This is a genomic window from Rhodoferax saidenbachensis (genome assembly GCF_031457975.1).
GTDB classification, from domain to species: Bacteria; Pseudomonadota; Gammaproteobacteria; order Burkholderiales; family Burkholderiaceae_C; genus Allorhodoferax; species Allorhodoferax saidenbachensis_A.
This window is the reverse complement of record NZ_JAVDXO010000002.1, coordinates 508,893-522,364: the sequence shown is the minus strand read 5'-3', so window position 1 is coordinate 522,364 and position 13,472 is coordinate 508,893. Positions and strand designations below refer to the sequence as shown.

Genomic DNA, 13,472 nt, shown 5'->3' with positions numbered 1-13,472 from the left:
ATATGGTCTTAGTCGGCATCGTTGATTGCGGTATCAGTAACATCCGTTCGGTAGGCAACGCCCTGAGTGCGCTCTGCACCGAGCACATGCATGTGAGCGGTCCTGCCGACCTGCAGAAATGCAGCCACCTGATTCTTCCCGGTGATGGCACATTCTCCGCCGGCATGCAAAGCCTGACGCAACGCGGGCTCGCGGAAGGCCTGCGTGCCGAAGCCGCCAAGGGCAAGCCCATCCTAGGTATATGTCTTGGCATGCAGTTGCTGGCGAAAGAGGGCGCGGAATTCGGATTGCATACCGGTCTGAACCTGATTCCGGGCCGTGTTACGAAACTACAACCTTCCGATCCGGGTCTGCCGGTTCCGCAGGTGGGTTGGAACCGTGTTTACTTCTCGCCGTCTTCGCGCATTGCCGAAGGAATGGGAGAGTTCTCGACGTACTATTTCATGCACAGCTACGCCTATGAGGATCCCGAGGCGAGTTATGTTTCAGCCACCTTCGATTACGCTGGCAAATCCGTGGCTATCATCGAGCACGAAAATATTTTCGGCTTCCAGTTCCATCCGGAAAAAAGTCAGAAGGCCGGCTTGGCCATCCTGTCACGCTTTGTCGGAATCAAGGGATGATGCTTCCGCTGGACCGTCTCAAGCTGGAACACGCCAGGCATTACCGCGAAGGTGCCCTGGCGGACTTCACTGCCTGGTTCGAGCGCTCCGGTTTCGGCGACATGCTCGATAACCCGTATTTGAGCGACGGGCCTGCAGAAGTACAGCGCTTTGCTGCCAAGCCGGATTTTTCGGTCTTGAAAAGCGTGCGTTATCGCAATGCCGGGCCGAGCGGCGTGACGCTGACCATGCAGGTGCACATCGAACGCGGCGCTGCCGACATGCAGCAATTGTTCGCTAACTTCGTGCGCTGCACCGGCCACACCCATCTGTTCGGTGACTTCAGAAAGCACAGCGACTTTTTCTCCGCCAGCTACACCGGTCCGCGCTACGTGCTTTTCGACGGCGCAGGCACCTGCCTGTTGCTGGGTTCGATGTTCCAGGCGCTGGCCAAAAATCTGCGCAACGAGGATGTGGCGCTGCATTATTCGCACACATCCAAGCGCGAGCTCACGCATGTGTTTGCCTCCTGGAACGGCAACTTTGTCGATCCGGACCAGAAGACCTGGGTGCCGCTCACCGAGCTCGACGACTCGGCCGTCTTCGGCTATCTGTTCCAGCAGCTCGGTGTGTCAGCCTATCAGGTGTTTCTGGCGATATCACCCGCCAAACGGGAGCGGCTGTTTTCCCGCATGAGCCGCGACTATTTTGATTTTTACGATGACTCCCGCAAGCAATACATGTATCAGCGCGAACAATCGATACAGACAGTCAGCGACTATTTCAAACAGGCGCGCGAGAAACATTGCGGCGACCTGGATATCTATGCGACGGACTTCCCGTGGAAGGCCGAGTTCCGCGCCAGCACCGAGGCCCTGGGTTTCGACGCCCCCTATTTCCTGAGCGACTTGGCGCGCCCCGTGAAGATCGAAATCCCCGCCAATGGCAGTTTCGAGATCGGCTTATATGCCAATCTGCCTATGGAGGCCGAACAGCTGGCCAGCATTTTCCTGGGCCGCGTGCCGGGTACGCTGACGGTTTCGCTCGCGGCCGGCAAGGCCGACGTGACGGTGCCCGAGTTGCCTTGGCTATTGTGCTTCGAGCCTGATGTCGAGAAGGTGGTGCTCAATGGCCACACACTCGAACCGTGGCTCAGCGAGTGCGACCGTTATCGACTGCTTGGTACGGGAGACATAGAGGCCTTGATTGATATTGCAGATGACGGTTCCGCGTTCAGCATGAATATTCAAGCCGCCGGCAAGCGGTGCGCGGTGGTATGGCCCATCAACGCATTCGCCCTGTCCTCCGGTCTGGTGGATATTGATGCAGATGCAAGGTCCCAACTCGAGATTGACGGGCGGGTGGTGCAATGAGTCTGGCCGCCATCATTTTTGATTTTCAGCAGCACGCCCGCCATATCGATGCAAGCGAAAGCCATCCGCATTCGCTGGGCGTACTCGGCGAGGAAAACCGCCCTGCGCTTGACTGGACGCTGGAAACCTTGCGTCAGTACGGCGTTACCGACACCATTTATGTCGGCGATTACCACATCGAAAAAGTGATCTCGCGCTTCCCCGAACTGAAGGTACGTTACGTCCCCTCAGTTGGCGGCGCACAGGATATTGATCTGATCGAAGACCTGCATGCAGGCAAGTCGCCGCTGCTGTTGATCAATGCCAGCACCATCATCCTGCCGGGCGCACTGGAAAAGCTTTGCGACAGCAAGGCAGCGTTTGCGGTAGACGCCAGAGATGGCGCGCTGGGTGCCTACTATCTGTGCGAAGCCCTTGCAGGCAATGGTCTGGCCGCACTGCGCAAGCAATACCCAGCGCAGAGCGGTGTGTCGATTCACCACTTCTTCAGCGATGTCATCGCTGCCGAGCCTTTGTGCCTGGAGGGGCTGGCGGCGTCGGTCACCGACCAGGAAGCCGTTGCCGGCAGCATATTCCGCGGCAAGGCGCAGACGCTGGACAATCTGGCGCCGCTGCTCAAGGATGCCGTATTCCTGCCGCGCGAACGCGTACGCATCGCCGACTGGCAGCACGACAAGTCAGGCGTCATTGTCAGGATTCAGCAATCCTTTGCACCGCAGACTGTCGTGGTGCGCAGCAGCGTTGTTGGCGAAGATGGTCTTAACAAATCCTTTGCCGGCAAGTATCTCAGCGTGCTGGGCGTGCCGTCCGGCGAACAACCGGCGCTGGAGCGGGCAGTAGAGGAAGTGATCGCCAGCTATGGCGAGCAGGTACAGGCCGACGATGAGGTCCTGGTCCAACCTCAAGTGCAGGCGGTGAAGGCCAGTGGCGTGCTGCTGACACGTGATACGCGTTCCGGCGGACCTTATTTCGTCTTGAACGAAGACAGAACCAGTGGCCGCTCCGACAGCGTGACCGCCGGCGACACCAATGCCATCGTGCAGCGTTTTATCGCTTGGTCTGCGACTGAGGGACTGGAACCGGACACCGAGCGCCTGCTTGCTCTGGCGCGCGAACTTGTGCGCCTCTCCTGCCTGGACGCGCTCGATATCGAGTACATCATCGACCTTCAAGATCGCATCTATATCCTGCAAGTGCGCCCACTAGCGGCGGCCCGTAAGCGCTCCGAAGCGGTGGACAGCGATGTGTTGACCATGATTGCCGGCGCCAAAGAATTTGCGGCATCGCGCATGCGCCCACTGTCCGGCCTGCTGGGTGACACGACCATACTGGGCGTGATGCCGGACTGGAATCCAGCCGAAATGATCGGCCTGTCGCCGCGCCCGCTGGCGCTTTCGCTCTATCAGAAGCTGATTGGCGAATCTGCATGGGCCGAGGCCCGCAGCCGCGTGGGCTACAAGAATGTCTGGCCCGAGTCCCTGATCATCTCGTTGGGCGGCCGTCCTTATGTTGATGTGCGCACCAGCCTCAATTCCTTCCTGCCAGCCACACTCGACGCAAAGGCCGGCACGCAATGGGTCAACTTCTGTCTCGACAGACTGAAGCAGGACCAGACCCTGCACGACAAAATCGAGTTCGAACTGGCCATTACCTGTCTTGCGCCGGATTGGTCCCAGGCCAGCAAGCGTCTGAAAGCTGCCGGTGTTAACGTCGAGAGCTTCCGCAAGCATTTGCGTGACCTGACCCAAAGCATTCTGCGCGAAGAATGTGAGCCGATCGCCGTGCAGTTCGACCGTCTGCAGACCATGGCGGCGCGTCGTGAAAAAATCCTGGCTGCCAGACAGCCAGGATTTCACGAAAAGGGCCGACAGTTGTCTTATCTGCTGGATGACTGCCGTCAGCTGGGCTTGGTCAGTTTCTCGATTCTGGCGCGTTACGCTTTCATCAGCATGAGTTTCCTTAGGGGCTTTCAGCAAACCGGTGCAATCAGCACAGCGCAGTACGACGAATATCTGCAGTCATTGCCGACGGTGGCGAGCCAGATCACGGCAGACCTGCACCAGGATCTGCCGCTTGAAGTCCTGGTGCAACGCTACGGACATCTGCGACCCAATTCCTACGAGATTACATCGGGGAATTACGCGTCTGAACCGGATTGGTATTTGCGTTCGCAAAAGGGCGCAGCACAACCACAAGCCAAGCACGGCGCCGAAAGTGTGTTGCTGAAAAACCGCAAGCAAATTGCGGCTGAAATCGCCTCGTTGGAGCTGGATATCAGCGTCGACGCATTGCTTGAGTTCGTCGCCAGAAGTATTGCCGGACGCGAGCAGGCGAAGTTCGAGTTTATGAAGAACCTGAATGCGGTGCTCGAGATCGCTGCGTCGCTAGGTGACGAGCTCGGCCTGACGCGGGACCAGATTTCGTGTCTCTCGATTGGCGATCTGATGCGCCTGGGCACCGACAGCATCGTCCCCGCCGACAAAATACAACTGCGCCGTCGCGCCGCCTATAACGAAAAGCGCTGGATGGTGACGCGCGTCATGCATCTACCCGATGTCGTGGTGACGCCGGCCGATGTCGAGGCTTTCACGCTCGAGCCGTGGCGCGCCAACTTCATCACCGGAAAGCGTGTGGTCGGCCGTCCGGTCTGGATAGATGAGACGCCGCAAAGCGATATCGATGGCGCCATCGTCATCATCCGCGCCGCCGATCCGGGCTATGACTGGATATTTGCACATCCGATCGCCGGTTTGGTGACCGAGTTTGGCGGTGTCGCTTCGCATATGTCGATACGCGCTGCCGAGTTCGGCCTGCCCGCTGCTATCGGCTGCGGCTCGGTCGTCATTGAATTGCTGCGGGGCGCCGTCAGTGTGGAACTGGATTGCGCCGCCGAGAAAGTAAGGGCCGTCGCATGCTGATACTCGTAAGCACCCGCATTGCCGAGAACCACACCTACCCCGAACGACGCGACGTCCTGAGCCACGACTGGGGCCACCTCTTCGATCGATTTGGCCTGACGCCGATATTGATTCCCAACAGCCTGTGGGACACAACCCCGTATCTGCAGCTCGGCGCCAAAGGACTTCTGCTCACCGGCGGCGACAGTCTTGGCAGCAAGGCCGCACCGACGGAGCGCGACAAGGCGGAAGCACAATTGATACAGGGCGCAATCGAGAAGGGCTTACCGATTCTCGGTGTGTGTCGCGGCCTGCAAATGCTTAATCGCTATTTCGGCGGCGACAGCATCGATGTGACGGGACACGTCGGTAAGCACGTGGTGAAGCTGGAGGACGGCAGTCGCATGGACGTGAACAGCTTCCATGATCAGGCCGTCACGCTGCAAGGCTTGGCCAAGCCGCTGCGCGTTTTCGCCGAGACCGAGGACGGCATTGTCGAAGGGGTACGGCACGAGAGCCTGCCGATCGTGGCTATTCAGTGGCACCTGGAAAGAAGCAGCCCCTCCGCTGCCTACGATGAACTTTTGATCAAGAAATGGATGAAGGAATGCGCCTGATTGTATTGGCGGCAGGGCAGGGTACGCGTTTGCGGCCGCTGACCGATGACAGACCCAAGTGCCTGGTCGAGCTGGGTGGTCGCCCGCTGCTGGAATGGCAGATAGCCACCGCACGTGAAGCGGGGATCGACGACATTGTCGTCATCGGTGGTTACAAGATCGACCACCTGAAAAAATATGATGTAAAAATCATCGAGAATCCGAAGTTCGCCACCACGAATATGGTGCGCACCTTGTTTTGCGCACAAAACCTGTTCGAGGGCGGTTTCATCATGTCCTACGGCGACATTGTCTATTCGCCCGCGGTGTTGAAGCACGTGCTTGCTGATGAACATGCGATCGCCGTGACCGTCGACAAGCAGTGGCGCAGCTATTGGGAGCGTCGTCTTGAAGATCCGCTGTCTGATGCCGAGACGCTCAAGATCGACGTACAGGGCAATCTGTTCGAAGTCGGGCAGAAACCGCAGAGTTATGCCGACGTTCAGGCGCAGTACATTGGGCTGGTGGCCTTCCGTGAAGCCGGGGTAAAGCAGTTGAACGCCACCTATGCAAACGTGCTGGCGGAAGATGCTGTCGGCAAGAACCCCTTTGGCGGTAAGCGCAATCTGGACATGTTGTACATGACAGATCTGCTGCAAGGCATGATCAAGAACGGCGTGCCGCTGCACGCATTACCCATTGATGGCGGCTGGGTCGAGGTGGATAGTGTTTCCGATCTGACCCTTGCTGAAAAATTATTGACTGAAGGAAGGCTGGGCTGACGAATGGAAGCGAATACCAAGGCATTTTGGGAAAAAGACGCCGCAGGCCACATGGGCTTTGCCTATCAGTACGGCAAGAACCCTGAAGTGCGTTATCCGATGTACGAAGTCCGTCGCAATCTGGTCTTCGAGACGCTCAACGCCATGCCCAAGGGTAAGATTCTCGACGCTGGTTGCGGCGCCGCTCACGTTCTGGCCGAGTGCCTGAGCGATGACTGGGACGGTTACGGTTTTGATTTTGCCGAAGCCATGGTCGAGTTGGGCAAGAAGGAGCTTGCTGACCACGGCTACGACCCGGAGCGAGTGCGTCAGGGTTTGATGAGTGATCTATCGCACTATGCATCAAACAGTTTCGATGTGGTGTTGCTGCTGGGCGTTTCGCAGTATCTGATGGAAGAGGACGATGAGGCGATCTGGTCGGGCATTCATCGCATCCTCAAGCCGAATGGCATCGTGCTCATTGACTTCGTCAACTCGTTGTTTGATCTGACCACCTTCAACAAGTTCACCGTCAAGTTTGCCGCTGACGAAGTGTTGAGTCTGTTCTTCCCCAAGGAAAAGGCCGCAGAACTTGAACAGCGGATTGCCAAGCTGGTCACCTATCCGAACAAGCCTGATGTGACCGGCCTATACTCGACGCGTCGCGATCACATACGCAAACGTACCGAGAATCCGCTGACCGTTGCTGAGCGGATGAAAGGCCACGGTTTCGCGCTCGACGACAATCGTTTCTTTCGTCTGCATGCTGTGCCGCCGCTGCTGTTCGAAACCGATCCGGCTCTGGAGAAGGTCGCGATCGAAAAGGAAGGCGTTCTGGCACGGCACTGGATCGGCCATTTTATCGCCAGCGCGTTTCTGGCCACACTGAAGAAGGTCTGACGTGGTTTTCTGGATCATAGGTCTGGCTGGCGCTGGCAAGACCACCATCGCCAAGGCCGTGTACGCGGAATTGAAGGCGAAACACCCGTCCACCGTGCTGCTGGACGGCGACGCCATTCGCGAAATCATGGGCGGCGATCTGGGCTTCACCCTGGAGGATCGCCGCAAGAATGGCTGGCGCATCTGCCGCATGTGCAAGTACCTCGACGACCAGGGCATCAATGTGGTTTGCGCAACTTTGTCGCAGTTCCACGAACAGCAAGCCTGGAATCGCGAGCACCTGAACAGCTATTACGAAGTCTTCGTGGATGTGGAGATGGAAGAGTTGATTCGCCGCGACCAGAAAGGCCTGTATAGCGGCGCGCTGGCCGGCAAGATTACGAACGTGGTCGGCGTGGACATGCCATTTCCACCCCCCGAGTTTCCCGATCTCGTCCTCAAGAACTCGGAATCCCTCAGCGACTTTTCGCCATTTGTGAAAAAGATTCTCGCGGGCTTCGAAGAAAAGTCCCCCAACTGGAAGAACAGATGAGTTTGAACAGCAGTCTTAGGGACGTCGCCCGCAGCGCCCGCAGCACCGGCCGTCTGATTGCCTTGCCCTTTAAGCGCAAGACACTGGAGGCCTCGACCGGCCTCGACCGTATTGACCCGCAACGACCGGTATATGTTTTCTTCGCTCCAGAGGGCGGCGTACCCTCGCACTTTGTCGCGGATTGCATGATTGCACGCACCATGCAGGACCTGGGCCATCAGGTGCTGATGGTGCGCTGCTTCGATTCCTATCATCACTGCCTGACACTGGAATCACGCGGCATCCCGCTGGATCGTTCGCGCACTATGCGCGCCAACGCATGCATCAGTTGCGCCGAATCCGGCAAGCGCATGACCGACAGTTACGATTTGCCGACCATTACCCTGACCGATCTGCTGTCGCCGGACGAACTCGCCGAGATCAAGGCGCAGACCCGGGCCATGCCAGCGGACGCAGGCGAGTTCGAGGTCGATGGCATACGCTTCGGCACTTTGTGCGGCATGGATCTGGCGTTGAATACCAAGAAGCTCGATCAGCTCACCGTCACCGGCGCTGATCGGGCCTTGCTCGAAGCGTACGTCGAAGCCGCGATTACTTCCTATCGTGCGACGCAGCAACTGATCGAACGTTACCAGGTCAAGAGCGTACTGTTCTTCAATGAGTACAGCATTCTGATGGGCGCCGTTGCCGCTGCACAAAAGCATGATGTGCCAGTGGTGCGCATGAGTCACGCCATCCACCGCAACATCGATCGCAGCAAGATCATTCTGATGGCCGATCCCTTGGCCATCATCAACTACCATCGCTGTCTCGACAACTGGCCGCATTGGCGCAGCCTGTCCTTGCCGCCGAAGACCGTTGATCTCATTACCGACAATCAGCTGTCACGTATGGGCGCAAGCGGTTTCTCGGTGTACTCGCCGAAATTCACTGCCGGCAGTTCGGATGTTTTCTCGAAACTGAAGTTGGCCGAGGATCGCGCCGTTCTGGTGGTCTACACCAGCAGTCTGGACGAGTATTTCTCGAACATCCATTTGATGTCGTCGATCGGCATAGACTTGTTCCAGAAAGAACAACCATTTGCCGACCAGATCGAATGGATCGCGGCTCTGATCGGTTACGTTGAGAAAAGCAGCCACCTGCAGCTGGTGGTGCGCATTCATCCGCGCGAAGGCAAGACCGCGCGCGAGAACGTGGCGTCGGAACATCGCGAAATGTTGGTGCAGCGCTTCTCCGGCCAATACCAACACGTGCGCATCGTATGGCCTGAAGAACCCATATCGAGCTATGACCTGGCCGAGATCGCCGACATAGCACTGACGAGCTGGACCAACATCACGTCCGAAACCACACGCCTTGGCGTGCCGACGCTGATAGCATTCAAACGCGTCAATCCTTTCCCGGTGGACGACATGGTGGGCTGGGCGCCCACACCCGAAAGCTATTTCGAGCTCCTCGAAAAGACCTTGAAGTCGCCCGACTCGCTGGATCACGTGCTGTATGCCTATCGCTGGTCACACAGCGCCTTCCTGTCCTGTTATGTCGACGTCGGCGATCTGGTCACCTGCCACGATTACGACGGCCTGCCGCCCTATCAACGTCCGGCGGCGGCTACGTTGATCGAGAGAGTGGTGCGCGATGGCGCCTCTTTGCAGGAAATGCGCTATGACGAACTGGTCGGCACGCAGGGCCCGGCAGCGGCACGGGCCGAGCTGTCGGCGCTGAAACGGGCGCTGCGTCGTGTCCTATGGTTCCTGGCGAGCGGTACCCAGTTGCCGGAAGACTATCGTCTGCGCGTGGGCAGTATCAGCGATGCGTCTCCGGATGAGGTCGTTGTCGATATCCGCGGTGCAATGGTCGAAATTTCGCAGCGCGGCCACATCATTAAGAAGCGTTCGCGGGCGATCTCCCGCCTTGCCCCCCTGATTGCAGAAAGTTGACCAATGTCTGATATCGAAGCACTGCGTTCAACCGTCGAGCGGATCAATCTGATCGCGGCACTGGATTCTTCCGGTCGCGGTGGAAATTTGTTTTTTCTGACACTGTTTGATCTCCATCCCGAGGTTGCCTGCTGTCCCATAGTCCAGTACACCTACTCTTACGTTCTGGCAGAGTTTGGTGACGGACAGCACAGCATCGATGCCGAAGTCGCCCGTCGCTTTGTTGCCGAGAAGAGCTATTTTCGCCTTGTATACAACGATCTCAACGACGCCAACGAGGTCCTGTTCTCTCGCATGGGGGGGACGCCTGAAGCGCAGCTAGATCGAGCACGCTTGCGTAACCTGATCGACGACTATTTCGCTGCACGCGAAAAGGTGTCGCGCCGCGAGATCATTGCTATCCCGCTGCTTGCCTATGCGTTGGTGCGTGGTACCGACATGAATTCATTGCGTTATCTACTGATCGGCGACGCGGTCAGTCGTCGTGCCGAGGAGGTGGTGGATGGTTTTAGCGGCGCTATCGTCGACGAAATCCTGCGCGACTTTCCGCAAGCAAAAATCTTCCGTCTGGTGCGCGACCCGCGCGCGACCTTTGCCTCGCCGCGCCACCAGTTCGTCAATTCTCTCGGCAATATGTATGCGATCCGACCGGGGAACTACTGGTCGCGCTTGGCAACCCTGAACTCCATGCGGCTCACGCCGGACAACGGCTGTGTGTACCTCTACTGGCTGTTCTACCTGCGGCAGACTGAACGCGCCATCTGCGCCAAGGAAGCACAATACCCCGACAATTTCATGATCGCCAAGAACGAGGATCTCAATCTGCATTTCCCCGAGGCCATGATCGCGATCGGCGAATGGCTGGGTGTGCGGCACCTGGACAGCTGGCGTACCTCTGATTTCGTGCCTACGGTGATCGGCGTGCCTTGGCACGGGGCCGGCGCATACAACAGCCGCTATCAGCGTGCCACCACCGGACTTCTGGCGAATGATCCTGAAGAAGTTTCGAGAAACGTGACCGGTCCGAATGAGTATGTGACTCGACGCTGGCGCACACGGCTGAATCCGCGCGAAATCGAGCTGATTGAATTCCTGTTTTTCGACGATCTCAAGCGATATGGCTATGAGATCCTGCACCACGACCCCAGGCGCTCGCCGAAGGAAGTGTTGGACCGTACCTTGAGCGGACCTTTTGAAGGCGAGTGGCCAAAGCTGAGCTGGCTGCGCGCCGGATTCTCGGCCGGTATGGGCGAGGGCTGGAGGCGGCTGTTCTACACCCTGACTTTCCTACCCTTTTATGTGCTGTCGAGATTAAAGTTGCGGGAATCCGTTCTTAAACGCAGGTTCTTTGGCGCCTGATCGGGCGCGTCTAGCGGCAAACAACCATGATCGAATTGATAAAGCGATTCAGAGTCCTCCTGTTTGTGCGGACCCGCGCCGTCACATACAGGCTGCTGCGCATCCTGAATCCCGAGTATCAGGGTAGCGGCGGTGCAAGTGTGTCCGCTGGCACCGGCCAGGCACTATCGCCGGCAAGCCGGACAAGCGGCGCCAAAGTCGGTATACATCGGGCAGTTTTACTCAACAGCGACGGTTCCGATCTGAATGCCGAGATCGTGGTGTTCAGTCTGCGCGGCATGGGGTATGACGCCAGCGAAACCGAATACATATTGAGCACGCTGTTGACACTTGGCCCGGAGCTGACATCCTGGGAACTGGCCGACAAGCTTGCAAGCTCGCTGCAGCGCGCGCTTGCCAAGGACGAGAGCGCCTTTCATCTGGGCTTGTATGCAAAGTACCTGCGCCACAAGCAGGCGGTGCTTGAGAACAAGCGCGCTTACGTTCCCTCTGGCCGCTTCAATCCGAATGCCGTGTTCTGGCCGGATCCGACCGAAGCCGGCAACGGCCGCTCTCTGTATACCGAGTTGCCCGTTGCCAAGCGTACGCCCATCATCGACCAAAACAGCAGGATTGTTTCCGCCGGCAGTTGCTTCGCCACCGAAATCGCGTACTACCTCATGGACAACGGATATAACTATCTGGTCACCGAAGGCAACGGCAGTCGCGACGACAACTATGAAATGCTGGGCATGGAAGGTCGTCCCAACGCATCCGCTGCTTGGGGAATCATCTTCAACACACCGAGTTTCCGCCAACTGGTTGAAAAAGCCTTTGGACAACGCGAGCTCCCACACATCCTCTGGTCGCAACCGCATAAGGGCGAAAATCTTTTCTTCGACCCGTTCCGCGAGAACGTGGCCTTTCGCAGCATCGCGGACTACGAAGCCAACTATCCTCAGCATGTCGCTGCGGCGCGGCGAGCTTTGGAGGAGATGGACGTCTTCATCATTACACTGGGCTTGAACGAGGTATGGAGCTTTGCTGCCGACGGATCCGTGTTTTCGCGTTCGCCATGGAAGGCCGCGCCGTCCTTGATTCGAACCAACGTGCTTACTGTTGAAGAAAACGTCAACGACCTGCTTCATATGGCCGAGATCCTTCGTCGCTTCAACCCCAAGGTCAAGATCATCTGCACGGTTTCTCCGGTGCCCTTGCATGCCACCTTCCGTGCCGACGAACACCATATCGTAGCGGCCAATACGCACTCCAAGGCCGTGCTCAGAGTGGCTGCTGAGGAGTTTGTGTGCCGCTGCCCGGAAACCTATTATTTCCCGAGTTATGAAATCGTGACGGTATCGACTGAGAACCCCTGGGCGCCGGACCAACGCCATGTGTCGCGCGCCGCTGTCGCCAAGGTCATGTCGGCCTTTGTGGAAATGTACGTTCAATAATTTTGGAGAGAGGGCTTCTGCGGTGTTACGTCCCTTTAAGAAAGCCGCCCGCATGGGCATCGATGTATGCAATGTAGGCACTGCCTGCGCACGCTATTACCTGTGGGGGAAGAACGCCTCGACCAGCGCGCGTCTGTCCTTGATGCGGCTGCATTGCGACACCAATGCGCGCACATCCGACACAATCACCTCGCTGCTGAAGAAATTCTCCAGCGTACGCAAGCCCACCGCCGCGTCCGGACTTCTTGGTGATCTGTCCGTTGAGCGTCAGAACGAGATTGCCGGTGCGCTGGATCGTGACGGTTTCTATGTGTTCGAGCAACGCCTGCCGCCGGAGTTGTGCGACGCAATCGAACAGTTCGCCAAGAAAACCCCCGCCGCTCTGGAAGGCAAGGGCACGAGGCCGGAAGATCTGGAAGTTTTCGATCCGAGTAACCCCAAGTCCAAGACCTATCGCCTGGATGAGCACGCAATCGCCGAGCATCCGGCGATTCAACATCTGATGGCGGACCGGTCCATTCTCGCTGTTGCCGAGCGCTATGTGGGCTTCACGCCCTTTCTGTCCATGCTCAATCTGTGGTGGTCGGCAAATTTCGGCCGCGAGCCTGGCGATGCCGCTGCCCAGGCTTTCCACTTTGATTACGATCCACCGCCGAAGTGGCTGCTCTTCTTTGTCTATCTCACCGACGTCGGTCCCGATAATGGCCCGCACGTATTTGTCAGGGGGTCGCACAAGGCCGGCCTCAAGGCGTCAAAGGAACTGTTGCAACGCGGCTACGTGCGCATCTCCGATGACGACATCGCCACTGCCTTTGGCGCGGACAATGTGATCGAGATCCAGGGCAAGCGCGGCACAATCATGGCGGTCGACACTCGTGGCTTCCATAAGGGCAAGGTGTTGTCGGATGGACATCGCCTCATGGCTCAACTGACCTTCTCCCATCCTGCCTTCAGTGGCGCGCACGGGCCGGTTGATCCAATCATGAGCCGTGTCGAACCGGATCTGGCCACTGCCGTTCACGATGCGCCCAAGGTATTCTCCCGCTACATGCCGGCCAAGTAACTGACACCTTTCAGGA

The 13,472-nt window shown here is 57.9% G+C and carries 11 protein-coding genes; all 11 read left to right on the top strand.

Annotation, left to right across the window (positions count from 1 at the left end; genetic code table 11):
• Positions 1–2: 2 nt before the first annotated feature.
• From hisH to J2X15_RS06575, 11 genes are read left to right on the top strand one after another with little or no spacing between them, the layout of a single operon-like run.
• A complete protein-coding gene (gene hisH, locus J2X15_RS06625) occupies positions 3–623 on the top strand; it encodes an imidazole glycerol phosphate synthase subunit HisH (RefSeq protein ID WP_310340589.1) in 621 nt (206 codons plus the stop codon).
• The gene (locus J2X15_RS06620) at positions 620–1,975 is read left to right on the top strand and encodes a hypothetical protein (protein ID WP_310340586.1); all 1,356 of its coding nucleotides are present in this window, start codon (positions 620–622) and stop codon (positions 1,973–1,975) included. Before hisH ends, J2X15_RS06620 begins: the two co-directional genes overlap by 4 nt.
• Positions 1,972–4,893, top strand: a complete 2,922-nt coding sequence (locus tag J2X15_RS06615; protein WP_310340584.1) for a PEP/pyruvate-binding domain-containing protein — start codon at positions 1,972–1,974, stop codon at positions 4,891–4,893. Before J2X15_RS06620 ends, J2X15_RS06615 begins: the two co-directional genes overlap by 4 nt.
• On the top strand, positions 4,887–5,489 hold the full coding sequence (locus J2X15_RS06610) for a gamma-glutamyl-gamma-aminobutyrate hydrolase family protein (protein WP_310340581.1): 603 nt from the start codon (positions 4,887–4,889) through the stop codon (positions 5,487–5,489). Before J2X15_RS06615 ends, J2X15_RS06610 begins: the two co-directional genes overlap by 7 nt.
• Positions 5,468–6,250, top strand: coding sequence for a phosphocholine cytidylyltransferase family protein (locus J2X15_RS06605; RefSeq protein WP_310340578.1), 783 nt, complete (start codon positions 5,468–5,470; stop codon positions 6,248–6,250). The genes J2X15_RS06610 and J2X15_RS06605 overlap by 22 nt, the downstream gene beginning before the upstream one ends.
• Before the next feature lie 3 nt (positions 6,251–6,253).
• On the top strand, positions 6,254–7,129 hold the full coding sequence (locus J2X15_RS06600) for a methyltransferase domain-containing protein (RefSeq protein WP_310340573.1): 876 nt from the start codon (positions 6,254–6,256) through the stop codon (positions 7,127–7,129).
• Position 7,130: 1 nt separating this feature from the next.
• Positions 7,131–7,661, top strand: a complete 531-nt coding sequence (locus tag J2X15_RS06595) for an adenylyl-sulfate kinase (protein WP_310340571.1) — start codon at positions 7,131–7,133, stop codon at positions 7,659–7,661.
• Complete coding sequence (locus J2X15_RS06590) at positions 7,658–9,601, top strand: hypothetical protein (protein WP_310340567.1); 1,944 nt, start codon at positions 7,658–7,660, stop codon at positions 9,599–9,601. Before J2X15_RS06595 ends, J2X15_RS06590 begins: the two co-directional genes overlap by 4 nt.
• Positions 9,602–9,604: 3 nt before the next feature.
• Positions 9,605–10,960 carry a hypothetical protein gene (locus tag J2X15_RS06585; protein WP_310340564.1) on the top strand — a complete coding sequence of 452 codons (1,356 nt, stop codon included), beginning with the start codon at positions 9,605–9,607 and terminating at the stop codon, positions 10,958–10,960.
• A gap of 26 nt (positions 10,961–10,986) precedes the next feature.
• Entirely contained in the window at positions 10,987–12,393 is a 1,407-nt protein-coding gene (locus tag J2X15_RS06580) for a GSCFA domain-containing protein (protein ID WP_310340563.1), read from the top strand.
• A 52-nt stretch (positions 12,394–12,445) separates the two neighbouring features.
• A complete protein-coding gene (locus tag J2X15_RS06575; protein ID WP_310340560.1) occupies positions 12,446–13,456 on the top strand; it encodes a phytanoyl-CoA dioxygenase family protein in 1,011 nt (336 codons plus the stop codon).
• Positions 13,457–13,472: the final 16 nt, after the last annotated feature.